Below are 20345 nucleotides of genomic sequence, written 5' to 3'. Positions count from 1 at the left end.
TATAGTTTTCTGGAGGTAAACTTACAAAATTTGCCGGATTAGTTGGGAAAACCTTTGTAACTTTGGAAATCGCATTATTAAATATGCTACTAATGAAATACCTATTTCTTTTTATTTCCACATTCACATTTGCACAACAAACCCAATTTGTTGATTTTAAATCGGTTTTGGGTAGAATTGCTATAAATCCAATTGAAAAAACTGTTTCTGGAGTTGTCGATTATGATTTTAATATTTTGAAACCCATTGATACCATTAAAATTGATGCGCAAAATATGGAATTTTTTGCTGTTCAGCTGAACGGAAAACCAATTGATTTTTGCAACACACAAAAAGAACTACAAATCATATATCGTTTTAAAAAAGGAAAAAACAGCCTTACTTTTCAATATTTGGCAAAGCCAAAGCAAACAATGTATTTCATTGGTTCAGAAGCAAATGATAATGTACAAATTTGGTCACAAGGACAAGGGAAATATACGAGTCATTGGTTTCCAAGTTTTGATGATGTGAATGAAAAAGTAGTTTTCAATATGAACATCACATTTAATAAAGACTATCAAGTAATTTCAAATGGTAGGTTGCAATTTAAGTCGGAATTGAATGGACTGTCCGTTTGGAACTTCCGTATGCAAAAACCAATGAGTTCTTATTTGCTGATGGTTGCCATTGGAAAATTTGATAAACAAACTCAAGTATCAAATTCGGGGATTCCATTAGAGATGTATTATGAATATAAAGATAAAGCTAATTTTGAACCAACTTATCGTGATTCAAAAAGAATGTTTGATTTTTTAGAAGAGGAAATAGGAGTGAAGTATCCTTGGGAAATTTATAAACAAGCACCTGTTCGTGATTTTCTATATGCTGGAATGGAAAATACATCAGCAACGCTTTTCAACACACGTTTTGTAGTCGATTCTATAGGTGTTGAGGACAGAGGTTACACCAATGTCAATGCGCATGAATTAGCACATCAGTGGTTTGGGAATTTAGTCACTGCCGAAAGCGGAAAGCACCATTGGTTGCAGGAGGGCTTTGCAACATATTATGCACTGCTTGCTGAAAAAGAAATCTATGGTGAAGATTATTTTTATTCCAAATTATATGAGTCGGCACAACAATTAAAATTTGCCTCTCGTACGGATACGATTCCTGTTCTGAATGCAAAAGCAAGTTCATTGACATTTTATCAAAAAGGTGCTTGGGCTTTATTTATTTTGCACGAGGAAATAGGCGATAAGGCATTTAAAAAAGCGGTCAAAAACTATTTGAAAAAACAGGCGTTTCAGAGTGTGAATACAAATGATTTTTTTACTGAAATTAAGAAAGTATCAAATTATGATTTGGATAATTTTAGTAAAGTATGGCTTGAAACAACCACTTTTAATACCCAGCAAGCTAATGTTTTATTGCTGAGAAATAAATCAATTCAGGTCTTGTTTGAGGTAGAGAAATTAAAAAATAAATCGTTGTTAGACAAAATCGGTTTTTTTCAAAAAATAATGGAGTCTGACGTTCATTTTTCGGTGAAAGAAGCGATTCTAAATCAATTAATAAATGAAAAATGGGAGGATAAAGAGAGTCTTTTTATTTTAGCTTTAGAAACTAAAAATGTGCAATTACGTCAAATAATTGCGGGAACATTAAATGAAATTCCTGAAAGTTTCAGAGTGCATTATGAAACTTTATTAGAGGACAAATCGTATCAAACAAAAGAATTGGCGTTATATAATTTATGGAATAATTTTCCAGAAAAGCGTTTTAAATATTTAGATCAATCCAAAACTTGGATGGGTTTCAATGATTATAATTTAAGGACTTTGTGGTTGACACTCGCTTTATCAACACCTAATTATACTAGAGAAAGAGAAACATTGATCAATGAATTAATACAGTATTCATCTATAAATTACGAGGCGAATATTAGACAAAATGCTTTAGAGAAACTATTGGCTTTCAAAATTATAAATGATGAGGTTTTGGTAAATTTGGTAAATGCCACTACCCATCATATGTGGCAATTTTCAAAATTTGGGAGGGATAACATCCGAAAATTGCTAAAAAATTCAGCAATAAGGGTTTCTTTGGAAAAAATAATTCCTGACTTAAATGAAGCAGAACAATTTCAGTTACAGCGTTTGCTAAAAGAATAGCTATGTTTTAAATTGATTTTTTTAGATTTGAGCTATGTTTTTTGAAGCTATTTCCTCGCAGTGGTGAATACAATTTAAAGCAGCGTTGCTAAAAATTAAAATAACGGATAGAAAGAATATAAAGAGGTTTAAATAGTATTTAAAAATAGTAATGGAGTTCCTCTTTTTAAGGTAAAAGTTTTTAATTCAGCAACCAATAGCACCCAAAATCTGATTTATAGCGCAAGCATATCATTCAAATAAGAAAAATAAGATGGTAATAAAAAATTATATTTTTGCTTTTTTAGTGCTATCGACTTTTAGTTGTAGTACGCAAAATGATCTGTTAAAAAAGACATTGGACTCCGATAATCCTAACATAAAAAGGGTGATGGAAAATTCAAAGCAATATGAGCTTCAAATTATCTATACTCAGATTGTAAGAGATAAAAAGGGAAAAATTTCATTTAAGGATTACACATATCATTTAGACGCTAAAACTTACTTTTATCCAGCGAGCACAGTAAAATTTCCTATTGCAGTTTTGGCTTTGGAAAAATTGAATACAATCCCTAATACTTCTATTAATTCAACGTATACCATAGAAGGGAACACAAATAAAATAAAATTTTCGGAAGAAATTTCAAAAGTTTTTGCTGTGAGCGATAATGTAGCCAGTACAAATTTACTTGAGTTCATTGGTTTTGATTATGTGAACCAAAAGATGAAAGAAAAAGGGCTGTTTTCTTTTAGATTAAGCCACCGTCTTTCAACTCCAGACTTGAGAAACCCTTTAGTAAAATCGACGACAATCTACAAAGATGACAAAACGGTTGAAGTTTTTCCTTCAAAACTGAATGAAAGTCCCGTTCCTTTAGTGCTTTCAGGTATCAAAAAAGGAGTGGGTTATCGGGATATGGAGGATAAATTAGTAAATATACCTTTCGACTTTTCTAAAAATAATTACTACCCACTAGAAACCTTACACAATACACTAAAACGAATTGTATTTCCTCAAGCTTTCAAAGAAGAAGAACGTTTTAAAATAACAGAGAAAGACAGAGAATTTATTCTTTTTTCAATGCAAAATCTACCTAAAAATGCAGGCTTTGATCCGATTACATATTATGATGGTTATTGTAAATTTTTTATGTTTGGAGATACAACAGCAAATATTCCGTCGAATATAAAAATTTACAATAAAGTAGGCACTGCGTATGGCACCATGATTGACTGTGCTTATATTCTTGACCAAGAAAATAAGGTTGAATTTATGCTGTCTGCGACTATTTTAGCAAATAAAGATGGTGTTTTTAATGATGACAATTATGAATATGAAAGTATAAGTCTTCCTTTTTTAGCTGAATTAGGGCGTCAATTGTATGATAAAAGTAAACATTAATTAAGTTTGTCTATTCGTAAATTTATTTTTTGGACAGGTAGGAAGATCCCAACTGTGGAAAATAAAAATGCAAGGCAGAATTGATCTCTTCTCCAGAATTATAAAGGTATTACATTCTTTAAAGTACAATGATTTTAAGAATGAGTAACAAATGCTTTAATAAATCTCAATTTGCAGAATGGATTGTTTACCACAATTGTCCCACTTCGTTTTTGATATAAGCCAAAGCTGCATTACTTGGAGATTGTTTGTCCATTAAATCATTTAATAAAACTTCACGTAACTTATCAGCAGAATCCACACGGTCACTCCTGTTTGCGGCACGTATCATTTGGATTGTCGCATTTTTTGCAGTTACAATTATGGTCCAACATTCATCTGACATATAAATTTGTTGTGTCGAATTATGTTCAAATTCTTGCTCTATTTGCGCCATTACAAGATTTTCATAATCATTCTTATCTTGGGAAAGAGGAGTAATGCGGATCAGTAATTTGGTAAGATTGATGCGTTCTAAAAACAAAGCCATGCGCTCGTATGCTTGCAAACGCAGCGGTAAAGCCTCTTTCTGAACTTCCTTTTGTAATAACCAGCGTCTGGTATTTTGCTGATCTTTAAAATAAGAGTCAAATAAAAAATAGGCAACGCTACCGGTTATTAGCGAAGGTATTGTGTAAGCTAGAATTTCTATGATTTTTGTTGAGTCCATTTTGCTGTAAAAATTTTGAACAAAAATATACTTTTTTGATTAAAAATCACTTTCTATTTAATAGCAATTAATCAAACCGAATAGTATTTTTGTCGCCAGTAACGCTACTTTTTAAAATAAAATGCCGGAATGGATACCTATGTACTTGTTTTACTTTGTTTAGCCGCCTTTGCTGCAGGATTTATTGATGCAATTGTTGGCGGTGGTGGGTTGATACAAACTCCTATGGGATTAATTTTGATGCCAAATCTTCCTGTTTCAACAGTCATTGGAACCTTGAAAGTTCCTGCTTTTAGTGGCACTTCTTTTGCAGCATATCAATATTTAAAAAAGGTAGATATGAACTGGAAACTATTATCAATTATGATGCTTTTGGCCTTTCCATCAGCATTTTTGGGTTCTACTTTATTGACGTATGTGAGTAATAATTTCATGAAACCATTATTATTAGTAGTGCTATCTTTTTTGGTGATTTATACCTATGCGAAGAAAAATTTCGGGCAACACATTGAGAAGAATCACTCTCCAAGAACTCAAATTTTTAATGCCATTGGGATCAGTTTCATAGTAGGGTTGTATGATGGATTTATAGGTCCTGGAACAGGCAGTTTTTTAGTGGTTGCATTTATCGCTATCATGGGATTTGATTTTTTACATGCTTCCGCAAATGCTAAAATGGTCAATCTTGCCACAAATTTTGGTTCTATTTGTTTGTTTATTTTAAAAGGAAAAATTATTTGGGCAATTGCAATACCGATGGCTGTCAGTAATGCGATGGGCGGATGGATAGGTGCAAAATTAGCCATTAATAAAGGAAATAGTTTTATACGAGTCTTCTTTCTGGTGGTAGTAATTGGTACTTTAGTCCGTTTTGCCTACGATGTGTTTTTTAAATAATAAATTCAGAATCTCTTATAATAATTAGCAGCAAAATGAAATCGCGGATTGTTCTTTTTTGGTACTTAAAACCTCATTCAAAATCGCTATTTTTGCATAATATAATTTAAAAATTTCCATGCATAAATATATCGATCAACTTAACGAAGCGCAACGCGAACCCGTTTTACAAAAAGACGGTCCTATGATAATTATTGCAGGAGCAGGTTCTGGTAAAACGCGGGTGTTGACTATAAGAATTGCTTATTTGATGCATCAAGGAATCGATGCATTCAGTATATTATCTTTGACTTTTACCAACAAAGCAGCCCGAGAAATGAAAAAGAGGATCTCTGACATTGTAGGTGCAGGTGAGGCTAAAAACCTTTGGATGGGAACTTTTCACTCTGTTTTTGCACGAATTCTACGTTCCGAAGCAGACCATTTAGGGTATCCTTCTAACTTTACCATATACGATTCTCAGGATTCACTCCGTGCCATCTCTGGAATTATCAAAGAGATGCAATTGGATAGAGATGTGTATAAACCCAAACAGGTTTTAAGTAGGATTTCTAACTTTAAGAATAGTTTGATTACTGTAAAAGCCTACTTTAATGATCCGGATTTACAAGAAGCGGATGCGATGTCTAAAAAACCTCGAATGGGAGAAATTTATCAAAATTATGTCGACCGATGTTTCAAAGCAGGAGCAATGGATTTTGATGATTTGCTACTGAAAACAAATGAACTATTGACTCGTTTTCCTGAAGTTTTGGCCAAATATCAAAACCGTTTTCGCTATATTTTAGTAGATGAGTACCAAGATACCAATCACTCGCAGTATTTAATCGTTCGAGCATTATCAGATAAATTTCAAAATATTTGTGTGGTAGGTGATGACGCGCAAAGTATTTATGCTTTTCGTGGAGCCAATATTAATAATATTTTGAATTTCCAAAAAGATTATGAAGGCGTAAAAACCTTTAGATTGGAACAGAATTACCGTTCCACAAAAAATATTGTGGAAGCAGCAAACACCATTATTGATAAAAATAAAGTTAAACTCGATAAAATCGTTTGGACGGCTAATGATTTTGGTCCAAAGATAAAAGTGCATCGCAGTTTAACGGATAATGAAGAAGGCCGTTTTGTGGCGAGTACCATTTGGGAACAAAAAATGCAAAATCAGTTGCCTAATGGCGCTTTTGCTATTTTGTACCGTACCAATGCCCAATCTCGTGCTATGGAAGATGCTTTGAGAAAAAGAGATATTCCGTACCGTATATATGGAGGACTTTCCTTTTATCAAAGAAAAGAAGTGAAAGATGTTTTGTGTTATCTTCGATTAGTGATTAATCCAAAAGATGAGGAAGCTTTAGTGCGGGTAATCAATTATCCAGCCCGTGGAATTGGGAATACTACTATCGAAAAATTAACCATTGCCGCCAATCATTACAAACGTTCCATTTTTGAAGTAATGCAAAATATAGAACGTATTGATTTAAAATTAAATTCTGGAACAAAGCAAAAACTACTCGATTTTGTTACGATGATTCAAAGTTTTCAGGCTATTAATGAAAATCAAGATGCATTTTATCTGGCTGATCATGTTGCTAAAAAAACGGGATTGATCCAAGAATTAAAGAAAGATGCAACTCCGGAAGGAATGGCTAAAATTCAAAATATTGAGGAGTTATTAAATGGGATAAAAGATTTCACCGATGGCCAAAAAGAAATAGATGGTGCTCGTGGCGCTTTGTCTGAATTTATGGAGGATGTAGCTCTAGCAACTGATTTAGACAAAGATACTAGCGATGAAGATCGTGTGGCTTTAATGACTATTCACTTGGCAAAAGGATTAGAGTTTCCTCATGTTTTTGTCGTTGGAATGGAAGAGGATTTGTTTCCAAGTGCCATGAGTATGAGTACCAGAAGTGAACTTGAGGAAGAACGTCGCTTGTTTTATGTGGCTTTGACCCGCGCAGAACATCAGGCATATTTGACTTATGCACAATCACGATACCGTTGGGGAAAGTTGACGGATAGCGAACCTTCTCGTTTTATCGAGGAAATCGATAGTCAATATCTAGAATATATGACGCCTCCTGAAAACAATTACCGCTACAAACCGATGATTGATAGTGATATTTTTGGTGATGTAGATAAATCTAAATTGCGTCTGGCAAAACCAATAGGAGGAACACCACCTAAATACAACACGGATAATGAACCTAAATCAGATATAAATATTCGAAAATTAAAGCCGGTTTCAAATAATTTGGCTTCAGGAGCGGCAAATTTATTCGATAATAAACTGACTTCAGGAAATATTGTCATGCACGAACGCTTTGGAAAAGGGGAAGTTATAAACCTAGAAGGAATAGGCGCGGATAAAAAAGCTGAAATCAAATTTGATGTAGGCGGTATAAAAAAATTACTATTGCGATTTGCAAAACTAGATATTATTGGATAAAAACTTATTTTAGGGTGTAGGTTTATGTTTCTATCATGAATTCATTAAACTTCAAACCCTTAATTTTAAACTAAATAAAATGGCTCAATTTATAAAAATATACCCTGATAAACCCAACGAAGCGGCAATTGCAAAAGTAGTTAAGGTTTTACAGGATGGAGGACTAGTGATTTACCCCACAGATACCGTTTACGGCTTGGGTTGTGATATTACGAATACCAAAGCTTTGGAGCGCATTGCAAAGATAAAAGGAGTAAAGCTTGATAAAGCAAATTTCTCTTTTATTTGTCATGACTTGAGCAATATTTCAGATTACGTTCGGCAAATAGACACAGCCACTTTTAAAATATTGAAAAGGGCTTTGCCAGGACCGTACACTTTTATTTTACCAGGAAATAATAATTTACCTAAGGAATTCAAAAAGAAAACCACGGTGGGAATCAGGGTACCTAATAATTCAATTGCATTAGAAATTGTTAAGTTGCTCGGGAATCCTATTGTATCGACTTCCATCCATGATGATGATGATGTGATTGAATATACCACTGATCCGGAACTGATTTTTGAGAAGTGGCAAAACCTTGTAGACCTAGTTATTGATGGCGGTTATGGTGATAATGTAGGGTCTACAATTATCGATTTGTCCGGCGAGGAACCTACTGTAATAAGAGAAGGAAAAGGAAGTTTAGATATTTTGTAAAAATGTAAAAAATTGGCAAAATATTTGCTACTTTATTATAAATTTTTATATTTGCGAATAGTTTTCATTTTTTAATTACAAAATAATAGCATGTTATTCTTAATTATATTTAATTGGTTGTTAAAGAAAAATTGAGGATACATAAAGGCAGGCCAATTGGCCTGCTTTTTTTGTTTCAATCTAAAATTAATTTTGGTAAAATTTTCAGAATAAAAGCAAAAAAAAACGCCTCTAATTTGAGGCGCTTGTTTTTTGATATTGGAATGAAATTATGGTCTTTGTTTTTTCATTTCTTTTTCGATCATTTCGTAAAATTGATCAATTTTTGGTAAAACTACAATACGAGTTCTTCTGTTGCGAGATCTGTTTTCAGCAGAATCATTGGCAACTAAAGGAATGTAAGAACTTCTTCCTGCAGCAATTAATTGCTCTGGTTTAACGCCTAGTTGATTTGTTAAAACACGGATAATAGAAGTAGACCGTTTCACGCTTAAATCCCAATTGTCTAACAATACACCTGTTCCATTGTAAGGAACATTATCCGTATGACCTTCAACCATACATTCAAAATCAGGTTTGTCGTTAACCACTTTGGCAACTTTAGCCAAAACCATTTTAGCTCTATCTGTTACTTCGTAACTTCCGCTTTTAAATAATAATTTGTCAGCAATAGAGATAAAAACAACTCCTTTTTCAACATTTATTTCAATATCCGGATCAGAAATTCCTACTGAACTTTTTAGACTTGTCACTAATGCTAAAGTTACGCTATCTTTTTTAGTTAACGCATCTTGCATTCTGCTTATCTTCAAATCTTTCTCTTTAATAGATTCTAAAGCTTTTTCAATATTTTGAGCACCCTTAGTTGACAAAACAGTCATGTCTTTGGAAACACTGATTAAACCTTGATTTTGTTCTTTTAAAGTAGCGGCAGTTGCTGCAAGACCTGCTTTTTCTTCTAAGCAAGAATTTAATTTTACAGTCGCAGTATTTAATAAATCTTGTGTCTCTTTGTTTCTAGCTTCTAAGTCCGTGTATTTCTTTTTAGAAACACAAGAAGTTAAAAGGGCCATTACTGATAAGGCAATTACGATTTTTTTCATAAATTGTTAAAATTTAGTTTATATTGTTGAAGACAAATTTAGCCTTTTATATTTTATTTAATTCTAAATAAATCGTTAAAAACTATAATTTTTCTAATAAAATAGAGGTAAACGATGCTTTTTACATTATAGTATTCTGTATGTTGAAATTTATTTCGTTTTTTATAGTATGCCATAAAAAGGCGATAAAAGGACCAATGAGCCTTCAATACTGCAAAAAAATGCTTGGGTTTTCCTTGTGCTAAAAATTGAATTCCTGCAATTCCGTCCAAAAGCATTCGACCCAAAAGAATTTTATACAATTGTTCTTTAGGAAGGTTTTTTGTCAACATCAACAAGGAGTTTCTAAAATTTAAAAATGTTTTTTTTGGATTACCCTGTTGTAAAGTTGCTCCACCTATATGATAGACCACGGAATCCGAATTGTATTTTATTTTATTTCCTTTATTAAAGGCACGCCAGCACAAATCAATCTCTTCTTGATGCGCAAAAAATTCTCCATCAAAACCATTTAGGTCTTTGTACACTTGGCTTCTAATAAAAAAACAAGCTCCTGAAGCCCAAAATATCTGGCAATGATCATCATACTGTCCACTATCTTTCTCTAAGGCATCAAAAATACGACCACGGCAATACGGATAGCCGTATTGATCTATGAATCCTCCTGCAGCTCCTGCATATTCAAAATATTCTTTGCGTTTAAAATCTAATATTTTAGGCTGAATTATCGCCGTATTTGGTTCATTTTCAAACGTTTTAATAATGGGTTGTAACCAATTCTTGGTTACTTCAACATCAGAGTTGACTAAAGCATATATTTCCGCGTCGATATATTTTAAAGCTTTATTGTAGCCATCTGCAAATCCTAAATTGCTATCATTTTTTACTATTTGTACCGCAGGAAAAAATGCTTTGACAAAGGAAATAGAATCATCTGTCGATGCATTATCAGCGACATAAATTGTGGCTTCAGCAGAATATTTCAATAGGGAAGGCAAAAATTTTTCTAACAATAAAATTCCATTCCAATTCAGTATGACAACAGCTATTTTCATTTTTAAATTTTGATTACCGGATTTGATATAGGGGCAATTCAGTTAGAAATTGATATTTCTCATTTTCGAAATCCATTTGGCAAAAGTAATGATTCAATCCGTTAGTCACCATCAAATATTGGGCTTTCATTGTCATATTATAACGTGCAATTTGATCGAAAGTCGCTTGCGCAATTTTAATTTCGGGCGCTTTACATTCGATTAAAATGAAAATAGAGCCATCAGAATTAAAAACGACAACATCGTATCTTTTGCGTAAGCCATTCACTTTTAAAACCTTTTCTACATTAATTAATGATTTTGGATATTTTTTTTCTTCCAATAAAAACTGAACTACGTGCTGGCGAACCCATTCTTCGGGTGTAAGAATGATAAATTTTTTCCTGATTTCATCAAAAATAGAGACTTTATTTTCGCTATTTTTGAAACGAAAATGATAAGTAGAAAAATTTAATTGCTGCATGAAGCAAAAATAGTTATTTAGTTGAAAGTTTCAAGTTTAAAGTCTCATGCGATTCAACAAACTTTAAACGGCTAACTTCACACAAAATATAAAAATGGACGAAGTACTAAAAATTGTAAATGATATAAAAGGGGGCATTATTAAACCGCTTTATTTTTTGATGGGTGAAGAGCCGTATTACATCGATAAATTATCGGACTATATTGAAGGAAAAGTGCTCACGGAAGAGGAAAAAGGATTTAATCAAACGGTTTTGTACGGCAGAGATGTTACAATCGAAGATATTATTTCTACAGCCAAACGGTATCCAATGATGGCAGAACGGCAGGTTGTAATTGTTAAGGAAGCACAGGATCTAATTCGTACTATTGACAAACTCGAAAGCTATGCTGAAAACCCAATGGCGACAACGGTTTTGGTTTTTTGTTATAAATACAAGACGTTGGACAAGCGAAAAAAATTGACCAAACTATTGGCTAAGTCAGGCGTGCTGTATGAAAGCAAAAAATTATATGAAAATCAAGTTGGGGACTGGATTAAACGTGTCCTAGCCGGTAAAAAATATGCTATTGAACCCAAAGCTACAGCCATGTTAGTAGAATTCTTGGGAACAGACTTGAGCAAAATAAATAATGAACTCGAAAAATTACAAATTATTTTGCCAGTTGGAAGTACGATAAGTCCAAAGGATATTGAGGAAAATATAGGATTCAGCAAAGATTTCAATGTATTTGAATTGCGAAAAGCACTTGGTGAACGCAACCAATTAAAAGCCTATACCATTGCTGAAAATTTTGCCCAGAATCCAAAAGATAATCCAATGGTGGTGACAACTAGTTTAATTTTTGGTTTTTTTATCCAATTGTTGAAGTATCACGGTTTGAAGGACAGAAATCCAAAAAATGTGGCAGCGGTAATAGGCGTAAATCCGTTCTTTTTAAAAGAATATGATGTGGCTTTGAAGAATTATCCAATGAAAAAAGTAAGTCAAATTGTAACAGCCCTGCGTGATATTGATGTCAAAAGTAAAGGTGTTGGTGCCAATGCATTGTCGCAATCCGACTTATTAAGAGAAATGCTTTATAAAATATTTAATTAAAGGGTAAAAAATCCCGATATTTGCATTCCCAGTAGGAGGTTTCAAAATGGGAATTAAAAACGAAATTCCATAAATATGGCAATGAATAAAAATACGATCTTAGGTTGGGCCACGCTTATAATGATTATCATGGGTTTATTACTTATTGGCTTAGGTGCTTTTAGATACGATGACGTTGCAGGTTGGGGCTTTGCTGCCGTAGGAGTTGGTTTTTTGGCTAACGCATGGGTTTTCAGTTCGCTCAAGGGCAGACTATAATAGTTATTTCAAATGTTGAATTTTAAATTTTAAATTAAAAAAAAATGGCAGACGATAAAAAAGTAATTTTCTCAATGTCCAAATTGAGTAAAACTTATCAAGGAGCAGATAAACCAGTACTTAAAAATATTTATTTGAGTTTCTTTTATGGAGCTAAAATTGGTATTTTGGGTTTAAATGGATCTGGGAAATCTTCTTTATTGAAGATTATCGCAGGTGTTGATAAAAATTATCAAGGTGATGTAGTTTTTGCACCGGGATATACCGTAGGCTATTTAGAACAAGAGCCTATTTTAGATGATAGTAAAACGGTGATTGAAATTGTAAGAGAAGGAGTAGCTGAGACAATGGCTGTTTTAGACGAATTCAATAAAATCAATGATAGTTTTGGTTTGCCGGAAGTCTATGAAAATGCCGATAAAATGGAGCAGTTGATGGATCGTCAAGCGCTTTTGCAAGATAAGATTGATGCATTAGGTGCGTGGGAGATTGACACTAAATTAGAAATTGCCATGGATGCCCTGCGTACTCCTGAAGGTGATACTCCAATTAAGAATTTATCAGGAGGGGAGCGTCGTCGCGTGGCTTTATGTCGTTTGTTATTGCAACAACCGGATGTTTTGCTTCTAGATGAACCTACCAATCACTTGGATGCGGAAAGTGTACTTTGGTTAGAGCAACATTTAGCACAATATGCCGGAACTGTAATTGCAGTAACACACGATAGGTATTTCTTGGACAATGTTGCGGGTTGGATTTTAGAACTAGATAGAGGAGAAGGAATTCCTTGGAAAGGGAATTATTCTTCTTGGTTGGACCAAAAATCAAGCCGTATGGCATTAGAAGAAAAAACTGCTTCCAAACGCAGAAAAAATTTAGAGCGTGAATTGGATTGGGTTCGTCAAGGCGCCAAAGGTCGTCAGACGAAACAAAAAGCGCGTTTACAGAACTACGATAAATTATTGAATGAAGACCAAAAACAATTGGATGAAAATCTGGAAATTTATATTCCAAATGGTCCACGTTTAGGAACGAATGTAATTGAAGCTAAAAATGTTGCTAAAGCTTTTGGAGATAAATTACTGTATGATAATTTAAATTTCACGTTGCCACAAGCAGGAATTGTTGGGATTATAGGACCAAACGGGGCCGGTAAATCAACTATTTTTAAAATGATAATGGGTGAAGAAAAGCCAGATTCAGGAGAGTTCTCAATAGGAGATACTGTAAAAATCGCTTACGTAGATCAAGCACACTCTAACATAGATCCTAATAAATCTATTTGGGAAAACTTTGCTGACGGTCAGGAATTGATTATGATGGGCGGAAAGCAAGTAAATTCAAGAGCCTACTTGTCACGATTTAATTTTGGCGGAGGAGAACAAAACAAGAAAGTTTCTATGCTTTCTGGAGGGGAACGTAACCGTTTGCACCTTGCTATGACTTTAAAAGAGGAAGGAAACGTTTTGTTACTCGATGAGCCCACGAATGATTTGGATATCAATACACTTCGTGCATTAGAAGAAGGTTTGGAGAGTTTTGCAGGTTGTGCGGTAGTTATTTCTCACGACAGATGGTTCTTAGACAGAATTTGTACGCACATTCTAGCTTTTGAAGGAAACTCTGAAGTGTATTGTTTTGAAGGTGGTTTTTCTGAATATGAAGAAAATAAAAAGAAACGTTTAGGTGGTGATTTAACTCCAAAACGACTGAAATATAGAAAACTAATTAGAAGTTAATTTCTTCTTTTTTAAAGTACTAATAGCAAGAGGATGTCCAAAATTGGTCATCCTCTTTTTTTGCTGTTATTTTTTTCTGTCGGAATTCATCATAATGAAAACGGCCGAAATAATTCCTACGATTACTAAACCGAATACGACAACCATTATAAAAGTTCCGTTATCCCAAGAAAAAAGTGTAGTGTCTTTCATGATCCATTTATTTTTTAAGATTGTTCAAATATATTATTCTTGCAAAATAAAAGGTATGATAATTATCATGATTGGTCGTTTAATCTAAAAATTTGGCTTGCAACTCCTTGGTAGGAATCATGCAATGGTCCTTTTTACCATACCATTTGTAGCGGTTTTTTGCAATGTAATCATAAATATAGTTACTGAAAGAAGTGGGTAATATTGAAAATAGTGAAGCAAAATAAAATATTCCACCTAAATTTTTAGCAATTTCTAAGGCAGCTTCGGATTTATAGTAGTAAGCAAAACCTGGCTGATACAGAATAATACTGTCTGTTTTATGCGTGTCAATTCCTAATTGTTTGATGATTTTTTGACCTAAATCAGATTGCAAAGCAACGAATCGGAAAATATCTTTAGTGTCATGTTTAATAATCATTTGTACTGCCGAATCACACAGATTGCAAACGCCATCAAAGAGGATAATTTTTTTGTCTTTAGGAATATGGAGCATTTTCTTATTTTGTTTTGTTATTGCGAGGAACGAAGCAATCGCATTAGTTTGCTCAACTTGTATCTTGTTAGTACGATTGCTTCGTTCCTCGCAATGACTTATGTTCATCTATGTAAGATTCATTCCGTCATTATATCTTTAATTTCTTCAAATAAATCGTTCCAAGTTGGGTTTAAAGTCCGAATTAATTCGTTTTTTGCTTCTCTTGAACCCGCTTTTATTTGCTTTTCTCTCGCTATAGCATCACCAATACACTGAAATTGTTCATAGTAAACTAATAAATTCGCATTATAACGAGCTGAAAACGAAGCAGGATATCTTTTTTCTTTGTGTTCCAAAATTCTTTGTGGAAGGTTTGATGTTACACCTGTGTAAACTACTGTTTGGTATTTATTCGTTATAATATAGATAAATCCAGGCTTCATAGTTTTATTCGTATTTGTCATTGGAAGGAACGAAGCAATCGCATTTCGTATATCTGTTTCAATGATTAGCAAAAGTTACTCTTGTTAGTGGGTTTGCTTCGTTCCTCGCAATGACTTGCATAAATGGTATACAGTTTACTTTTTCCCGGCTTCCACGAATTCAAGTGCTTCCAGACTGACTTTTGAAGTAAATACGCCATAGTTTACCGTTGCTTTATTTTTTTCTATCGCATCAAGGGTTCCTACTGCTTTACCATCAAACATTCGCACGCGATCACCTACTTTTAGAATTGGTTTTGGTTTTTCAATCACGACTTTCAATTTCTTTTCCTTCTTCTCTTGTCTAATTTCTTCAACTTGAATAGTCACTTCTTGAATGACTTCTTTCTTCTTTTCTATTAATGCTTTGTTTTCTTTAGTTGTAGCTTTCTTGCGTTTTGAATTTTCTATTTCAATTATTTTTAAAAATTCGCCAAGCAATTCTTTCTTATTTTTATTATTAAAATATTTCTCCGAAATATCTTCAATTTTTTGTCCAATGTAAATGGTTTTCTGATTGCTGTCGTACAATTCTTGATAGCTTTCCAGTTTTTGTTTGATTTTTACATTAATGGTTTCCATTTTCTTACCTTCTTCACGCGCTTTTGTTTCTTCTTCTTTAAGCGTTTGCGAAGTTTTCTCCATTTTAGAACGTTCTTTCTGAAGTGTTGCAATCGTTTTATCAAAACGTACTTTTCCAACTTCAATTTTCTTTTTCGCTCGATTGATTAAGCTGAAAGGAATTCCGTTTTTCAAAGCTACTTCAAACGTAAATGAACTTCCTGCTTGTCCCAAAGCTAATTTGTACATAGGTTCTAATGACTTTTCATCAAAGAGCATGTTGGCATTGGTGGCAAAAGGCAGTTCATTAGCTAATATTTTTAAATTTGAATAATGCGTTGTAATAATCCCGAAAGCTTCTCTATGATAGAATTCTTCTAAGAAAATTTCGGCCAATGCACCACCTAATTCAGGATCAGAACCGGTTCCAAACTCATCAATTAGAAACATGGTTTTTTTATTACACTTCTTTAAAAAGTAGTTCATGTTCTTTAATCGGTAACTGTATGTACTTAAATGATTTTCAATAGATTGATTGTCTCCAATATCTGTTAAAATTCGATCGAATAAAAACGTTTCACTGCGTTCGTGTACTGGAATCAACATTCCGGATTGCAGCATTAATTGCAGTAGTCCTACGGTTTTTAACGAAATAGTTTTCCCTCCGGCATTAGGCCCTGAAATCACTATGATTCTACTTTCCTGACTTAATTCAATAGTTTGCGGATGCGTAATTTCGTTTTTCTGTTTGTTGTTTAAAAACAGAATTGGATGGAAAGCATCTCTAAAATAAAGGCGGCGTTCTTCTGTAATTGTTGGTAAAATTCCATTGATTTTATTGGCATATTTTGCTTTCGCAGCAATTACATCAATATCACTAAGAAAATCCTGGTATTTGATTAAGAGCGGTAAATATGGGCGAATATAATTGGATAACTGTTTTAATATTCGGGTGATTTCTTCTTTCTCTTCGTATTCAAGATTACTCAATTCACGGGAATATTGTAAAGTAGCTTCGGGTTCAATATAAGCAATACTTCCTGTTTTGGAACTGCCCAAAATGGATCCTTTTACCTTACGGCGATACATCGCTAAAACTGCTAAAACTCGCCTGTTTTGCACAAAACTTTCTTTGATATCGTCTAAATATCCTAAAGCATTGTATTGTGTCAATGCTGTACCAAAACTTTGATTGACTTTTCCGCGAACAGCATTCATACTGCGACGGATGTTCAATAAATCCGGGGATGCATTGTCTTTAATTTCACCATATTTATCGACTACTTCATCCACCATCGTGATGATTTCTTTGGTAAGTTCGACTTGGTTTGCTCTTGCGTTTACATTAGGATAATAATCCTCGAATTTTCTCAAAAAATTCAACAAGAAATTGACCGTTGAAGAAATCGTGGCGATTTTTCTAAAACTGCCCACTTCTAAGAAACTGTCTTCGATGGCTAGAAATTTTATCTCATGCGTGATCGCTTCAAATCCATGATTTGGGATGGCATTGTTATTTTGGAAAGACGAAACATATTCGGATGTTTGCAGTAGTGCTTGCATCAAGGTTTCCTTGTCTTTAAAAGGGGTAATTTCTAATGCTTTTTGTTTTCCAATGTCAGTATTACAAATGGTCGAAATGGTTTCGAGAACAGTTGGAAATTGTAAATCTTGTAATGTTTTTTCAGTGATGGATATCATTTATCGTATAATTCTTTTCAACACAAAAATAGCTAATAGTTAAGACTATTTAACAGACTTTCACAAAGAATTAATGAATGTTTAGTATCGTTTTTTAGGAATTAAAAAATCTAATTACAACGCCTCCCTTTTATTACTCTGTGTATCTTTGTAAAATAATAATTTTTTATGCAAATCAATCTTAATCCCGAATGGCAAAGTATTTTATCAGATGAAATCCAGCAGCCTTATTTTCATGATTTAATGAAATCTGTGGGCGAAGAATATAAAAGTTATACCTGTTATCCTCCTCAAGATTTGATTTTTGCTGCTTTTAACTATTGTAATTTTAATGATTTGAAAGTGGTTATCATTGGTCAGGATCCTTATCATGGAAAAGGGGAAGCCAATGGTTTGTGTTTTTCGGTAAATAATGATGTCCGAATTCCACCTTCTTTACGTAATATTTTTAGAGAGCTAAGCGATGATTATGAAACGATTTTCCTGCCCAGTTCTGGAAATTTGGAATCTTGGGCAAAACAAGGTGTCTTATTATTAAATGCCTCGTTAACAGTTAGGGAAGACACAGCAAACAGTCATAAACATTTAAAATGGAATCTTTTTACTGACGCTGTTATTCAGAAAATTTCTGAGGAAACCGGACAAGTTGTTTTCTTATTATGGGGGAATTTTGCCCATAAAAAAGGACTTAAAATAGACCGAAATAAACATTTAGTTTTGGAGTCTGGACATCCATCGCCATTGAGTGCAAATCAAGGAAAATGGTTTGGCAATAAGCATTTTAGTAAAACAAATGCATATTTAAAGCAGAATAATAAAGCGTTAATTGATTGGATTTCAGCAGGATAATTTACTGTATTTCAACACTAGAGCCTAAAACTTTGTGTTTTTAGTTCCTGCTGCTTTATCGGCTAAAAAAGACATTTTGCCGCAAATTGCATCAATTTTCAAGACCTATTTAGAGGTACGACTTTAATGATACAGATTTTAGTCTGAAAACCAAATCTGAGAACCCTTTGCCTCTAAATATTTAGTTTTAAAAATTACGTCTAGTTGTGTATTGTTTTGCGTGAGTGATGGGAGTGGAGCTCTTTTTTGAGAAGCTTTTTTGCCTCTCAAAAAAAGCGCGAACGGACAGCAGGACCCGAAGTTTTTACGCAGGGGCACGCCCAAATACAGCATCGAATAGTAGAAAAATCAGCTTTTAGTTAGGACCAATTTCTGGATTTACTTTTTAATGATTTCTTCTAAAATGGCTTTGTCAGCATAATTAATCACTTTTAAAGTCACCTCTTGATTCTTAATTGTTTTACCTTCAATGACGTACAGTTTTCCTTTTTTTAGGACAACGTTACTTTTATCAAAATCGATATCTCCAAATTGTAATGTATTCTTTATATCGGCGGTGTCAATCCATTTTTCAGCTAAAATCAAAGAAGCTTGATCGGAATAGTAAAAGGGTTTATTCCTCAAATCATTTAGTACTCTAGCGTTTGGAAAATAATTACAGCGGGTATCTTTGCCACTAAAAACCAAAGCAACAAAGAAAAGTCCTATTACTAAACCTACCAAATAATAGGCAAAACGGTGTATAAACTTCATGAATTATATTTTTGGCAAAGGTAGCTGAAAGTTTTCTTAAAAAACAATTAAATTGATGTCGTTATACTGTAAATCGAACCAATCACCGATGGCACTATTTGTCAGGATTCCGTGGTACATATAGACCCCATTTTTTAATCCTTTATCACAACGGATGGCACTTTCTATACCGCCATCTTCTGCAATTTTCATTAAGTAAGGGGAAATAATATTGCTAATGGATAATGATGCCGTTTTAGAATATCGGGAAGGGATATTGGGCACGCAATAATGCAACACATTGTTCTTGATGAAGGTTGGTTTTTCATGCGAGGTAACTTCTGAAGTTTCAAAACAACCTCCTGTATCAATACTAACATCTACAATTACGGCTCCATTTTTCATGTGCTCGACCATCGTTTCCGTTACTATTACAGGACAGCGGTCCTTGCCTCGCATTGCACCAATAGCTACATCACACCTTCTGAGTGCTTTTAGTAATGCTTTGGGTTGAATGGTTGAAGTAAAAATTCTTTGGTTTAAATTGTTTTGTAGTCTGCGCAATTTAGTGATGGAGTTATCAAAAACTTTAACAGAAGCACCTAATCCAATCGCCGTTTTGGCAGCAAATTCGCCTACAGTTCCCGCTCCTATAATTACTACATCCGTAGGAGGTACACCGGTGATATTACCAAACAATAATCCTTTTCCAAATTCATTGGTAATCATTAGCTCGGCTGCAATTAGTATTGAAGCAGTGCCGGCAATCTCGCTCAACGATTTAACCGCAGGATAGGTTCCGTCCTCGTCTTTAATGTATTCAAAAGCTAATGCAGTAATTTTCTTTTTGCTTAAAGCCTCGAAATATGTTTTTTTCCGGGTTTTTAACTGAATGGCTGACAAAAGAATCGTCTGTGGATTCATCATAGCAATTTCTGCAAGTGTTGCAGGTTCCACTTTCAAAATCATTGGACAACTGAATACTTTTTTAGTGTCATTAGTCATTTCGGCACCCGCATCAGAATATTCTTTGTCAGTGTAACTCGAACTTAATCCAGCCCCCGCTTCAATCATTACGCGATGTCCGTGATAAGTCAGCGAGTTTACTGCATCAGGAGTAAGGCAAATGCGACGTTCTTGGTGACTCGTTTCTTTTGGAATACCAATAAAAAGGTCGCTTTTTTGTCTTGCAATCTCCAATTTTTCCTCTTGCGGTAATAATTGTTGTTTAGTAAATGGCGTTATAGTTATTGACATTGATGTTGTTAAATTAAGGGTACAATTTACGCAAAATGTTTTATAAAAAATACTAATGCATTTTGATAAACGTATTACGAC

General features: G+C 33.8%; 19 protein-coding genes. 9 read left to right on the top strand and 10 right to left on the bottom strand.

Going from position 1 to position 20345, the window contains the following annotated elements; translation table 11 throughout:
• Positions 1–92 precede the first annotated feature (92 nt).
• Together BLS90_RS13975 and BLS90_RS13970 are read left to right on the top strand one after the other, a co-directional pair.
• Positions 93–2156 carry a M1 family metallopeptidase gene (locus tag BLS90_RS13975; RefSeq protein WP_091258707.1) on the top strand — a complete coding sequence of 688 codons (2064 nt, stop codon included), beginning with the start codon at positions 93–95 and terminating at the stop codon, positions 2154–2156.
• A 370-nt stretch (positions 2157–2526) separates the two neighbouring features.
• On the top strand, positions 2527–3537 hold the full coding sequence (locus tag BLS90_RS13970; RefSeq protein WP_245705117.1) for a serine hydrolase: 1011 nt from the start codon (positions 2527–2529) through the stop codon (positions 3535–3537).
• 187 nt (positions 3538–3724) lie between these two features.
• On the opposite strand, the gene BLS90_RS13965 is transcribed toward BLS90_RS13970, so the two are convergent.
• Positions 3725–4246 carry a DUF7935 family protein gene (locus BLS90_RS13965; RefSeq protein WP_091258703.1) on the bottom strand — a complete coding sequence of 174 codons (522 nt, stop codon included), beginning with the start codon at positions 4244–4246 and terminating at the stop codon, positions 3725–3727.
• A 129-nt stretch (positions 4247–4375) separates the two neighbouring features.
• On the opposite strand from BLS90_RS13965, the gene BLS90_RS13960 reads away from it, so the two are divergent.
• The 3 genes from BLS90_RS13960 (at position 4376) to BLS90_RS13950 (ending at position 8295) form a co-directional block, all read left to right on the top strand.
• Positions 4376–5143, top strand: coding sequence for a sulfite exporter TauE/SafE family protein (locus BLS90_RS13960; protein ID WP_091258701.1), 768 nt, complete (start codon positions 4376–4378; stop codon positions 5141–5143).
• 118 nt (positions 5144–5261) lie between these two features.
• On the top strand, positions 5262–7595 hold the full coding sequence (locus BLS90_RS13955; protein ID WP_091258698.1) for an ATP-dependent helicase: 2334 nt from the start codon (positions 5262–5264) through the stop codon (positions 7593–7595).
• Positions 7596–7674: 79 nt separating this feature from the next.
• Positions 7675–8295: an L-threonylcarbamoyladenylate synthase gene (locus BLS90_RS13950; protein WP_091258695.1), complete on the top strand. Its 621-nt coding sequence runs from the start codon at positions 7675–7677 to the stop codon at positions 8293–8295.
• A gap of 269 nt (positions 8296–8564) precedes the next feature.
• Here the strand turns inward: BLS90_RS13950 and BLS90_RS13945 are convergent, their stop codons facing one another.
• The 3 genes from BLS90_RS13945 to BLS90_RS13935 are packed head-to-tail and all read right to left on the bottom strand — an operon-like array spanning position 8565 to position 10916.
• Positions 8565–9398, bottom strand: coding sequence for an OmpA/MotB family protein (locus BLS90_RS13945; protein WP_073353173.1), 834 nt, complete (start codon positions 9396–9398; stop codon positions 8565–8567).
• A 53-nt stretch (positions 9399–9451) separates the two neighbouring features.
• Complete coding sequence (locus BLS90_RS13940; protein WP_091258693.1) at positions 9452–10453, bottom strand: glycosyltransferase family 2 protein; 1002 nt, start codon at positions 10451–10453, stop codon at positions 9452–9454.
• 13 nt (positions 10454–10466) lie between these two features.
• Positions 10467–10916: a type I restriction enzyme HsdR N-terminal domain-containing protein gene (locus BLS90_RS13935; RefSeq protein WP_091258691.1), complete on the bottom strand. Its 450-nt coding sequence runs from the start codon at positions 10914–10916 to the stop codon at positions 10467–10469.
• 94 nt (positions 10917–11010) lie between these two features.
• Between BLS90_RS13935 and holA the strand changes: the two genes are divergently transcribed.
• From holA to ettA, 3 genes are all read left to right on the top strand, one after another.
• Entirely contained in the window at positions 11011–12015 is a 1005-nt protein-coding gene (gene holA / locus BLS90_RS13930) for a DNA polymerase III subunit delta (RefSeq protein ID WP_091258689.1), read from the top strand.
• Positions 12016–12090: 75 nt separating this feature from the next.
• Positions 12091–12273, top strand: a complete 183-nt coding sequence (locus BLS90_RS13925) for a CAL67264 family membrane protein (protein ID WP_073353166.1) — start codon at positions 12091–12093, stop codon at positions 12271–12273.
• A gap of 44 nt (positions 12274–12317) precedes the next feature.
• Positions 12318–14012 carry an energy-dependent translational throttle protein EttA gene (gene ettA / locus BLS90_RS13920; RefSeq protein WP_091258687.1) on the top strand — a complete coding sequence of 565 codons (1695 nt, stop codon included), beginning with the start codon at positions 12318–12320 and terminating at the stop codon, positions 14010–14012.
• 66 nt (positions 14013–14078) lie between these two features.
• On the opposite strand, the gene BLS90_RS17255 is transcribed toward ettA, so the two are convergent.
• The 4 genes from BLS90_RS17255 to BLS90_RS13905 all read right to left on the bottom strand — a co-directional run bounded on the left by BLS90_RS17255 (position 14079) and on the right by BLS90_RS13905 (position 17426).
• Positions 14079–14204: a hypothetical protein gene (locus BLS90_RS17255; protein WP_256371164.1), complete on the bottom strand. Its 126-nt coding sequence runs from the start codon at positions 14202–14204 to the stop codon at positions 14079–14081.
• A 79-nt stretch (positions 14205–14283) separates the two neighbouring features.
• Positions 14284–14700: a thiol-disulfide oxidoreductase DCC family protein gene (locus BLS90_RS13915; RefSeq protein WP_091258759.1), complete on the bottom strand. Its 417-nt coding sequence runs from the start codon at positions 14698–14700 to the stop codon at positions 14284–14286.
• 119 nt (positions 14701–14819) lie between these two features.
• Positions 14820–15197 (bottom strand): GIY-YIG nuclease family protein, encoded by a 378-nt coding sequence (locus BLS90_RS13910; protein WP_394331033.1) that lies wholly within the window; start codon positions 15195–15197, stop codon positions 14820–14822.
• 63 nt (positions 15198–15260) lie between these two features.
• Entirely contained in the window at positions 15261–17426 is a 2166-nt protein-coding gene (locus BLS90_RS13905; protein WP_091258686.1) for an endonuclease MutS2, read from the bottom strand.
• Between the two features lie 168 nt (positions 17427–17594).
• Between BLS90_RS13905 and ung the strand changes: the two genes are divergently transcribed.
• The gene (ung, locus tag BLS90_RS13900) at positions 17595–18275 is read left to right on the top strand and encodes a uracil-DNA glycosylase (protein ID WP_091258685.1); all 681 of its coding nucleotides are present in this window, start codon (positions 17595–17597) and stop codon (positions 18273–18275) included.
• 378 nt (positions 18276–18653) lie between these two features.
• Here the strand turns inward: ung and BLS90_RS13895 are convergent, their stop codons facing one another.
• Positions 18654–19028 carry a DUF4258 domain-containing protein gene (locus BLS90_RS13895; RefSeq protein ID WP_073353158.1) on the bottom strand — a complete coding sequence of 125 codons (375 nt, stop codon included), beginning with the start codon at positions 19026–19028 and terminating at the stop codon, positions 18654–18656.
• Positions 19029–19064: 36 nt separating this feature from the next.
• Positions 19065–20264 (bottom strand): alanine dehydrogenase, encoded by a 1200-nt coding sequence (locus BLS90_RS13890; RefSeq protein WP_175455491.1) that lies wholly within the window; start codon positions 20262–20264, stop codon positions 19065–19067.
• Between the last annotated feature and the right edge of the window lie 81 nt (positions 20265–20345).

The sequence above is a fragment of the Flavobacterium omnivorum genome (assembly GCF_900099915.1).
Lineage (GTDB): Bacteria > Bacteroidota > Bacteroidia > Flavobacteriales > Flavobacteriaceae > Flavobacterium > Flavobacterium omnivorum.
This window is presented reverse-complemented; position numbering and strand designations above follow the sequence as displayed.

What these genes read in the sequence shown, in the direction of transcription:
- ettA (WP_091258687.1), top strand. Translation starts at nt 12,318, where the DNA reads ATGGCAGACGATAAAAAAGTAATTTTCTCAATGTCCAAATTGAGTAAA.
- BLS90_RS13955 (WP_091258698.1), top strand. Translation starts at nt 5,262, where the DNA reads ATGCATAAATATATCGATCAACTTAACGAAGCGCAACGCGAACCCGTT.
- BLS90_RS13935 (WP_091258691.1), bottom strand. Translation starts at nt 10,916, where the DNA reads ATGCAGCAATTAAATTTTTCTACTTATCATTTTCGTTTCAAAAATAGC.
- BLS90_RS13940 (WP_091258693.1), bottom strand. Translation starts at nt 10,453, where the DNA reads ATGAAAATAGCTGTTGTCATACTGAATTGGAATGGAATTTTATTGTTA.
- BLS90_RS13970 (WP_245705117.1), top strand. Translation starts at nt 2,527, where the DNA reads ATGGAAAATTCAAAGCAATATGAGCTTCAAATTATCTATACTCAGATT.
- BLS90_RS13905 (WP_091258686.1), bottom strand. Translation starts at nt 17,426, where the DNA reads ATGATATCCATCACTGAAAAAACATTACAAGATTTACAATTTCCAACT.
- BLS90_RS17255 (WP_256371164.1), bottom strand. Translation starts at nt 14,204, where the DNA reads ATGAAAGACACTACACTTTTTTCTTGGGATAACGGAACTTTTATAATG.
- BLS90_RS13950 (WP_091258695.1), top strand. Translation starts at nt 7,675, where the DNA reads ATGGCTCAATTTATAAAAATATACCCTGATAAACCCAACGAAGCGGCA.
- BLS90_RS13965 (WP_091258703.1), bottom strand. Translation starts at nt 4,246, where the DNA reads ATGGACTCAACAAAAATCATAGAAATTCTAGCTTACACAATACCTTCG.
- holA (WP_091258689.1), top strand. Translation starts at nt 11,011, where the DNA reads ATGGACGAAGTACTAAAAATTGTAAATGATATAAAAGGGGGCATTATT.
- BLS90_RS13925 (WP_073353166.1), top strand. Translation starts at nt 12,091, where the DNA reads ATGGCAATGAATAAAAATACGATCTTAGGTTGGGCCACGCTTATAATG.
- BLS90_RS13895 (WP_073353158.1), bottom strand. Translation starts at nt 19,028, where the DNA reads ATGAAGTTTATACACCGTTTTGCCTATTATTTGGTAGGTTTAGTAATA.
- BLS90_RS13960 (WP_091258701.1), top strand. Translation starts at nt 4,376, where the DNA reads ATGGATACCTATGTACTTGTTTTACTTTGTTTAGCCGCCTTTGCTGCA.
- ung (WP_091258685.1), top strand. Translation starts at nt 17,595, where the DNA reads ATGCAAATCAATCTTAATCCCGAATGGCAAAGTATTTTATCAGATGAA.
- BLS90_RS13975 (WP_091258707.1), top strand. Translation starts at nt 93, where the DNA reads ATGAAATACCTATTTCTTTTTATTTCCACATTCACATTTGCACAACAA.
- BLS90_RS13915 (WP_091258759.1), bottom strand. Translation starts at nt 14,700, where the DNA reads ATGCTCCATATTCCTAAAGACAAAAAAATTATCCTCTTTGATGGCGTT.
- BLS90_RS13945 (WP_073353173.1), bottom strand. Translation starts at nt 9,398, where the DNA reads ATGAAAAAAATCGTAATTGCCTTATCAGTAATGGCCCTTTTAACTTCT.
- BLS90_RS13890 (WP_175455491.1), bottom strand. Translation starts at nt 20,264, where the DNA reads ATGTCAATAACTATAACGCCATTTACTAAACAACAATTATTACCGCAA.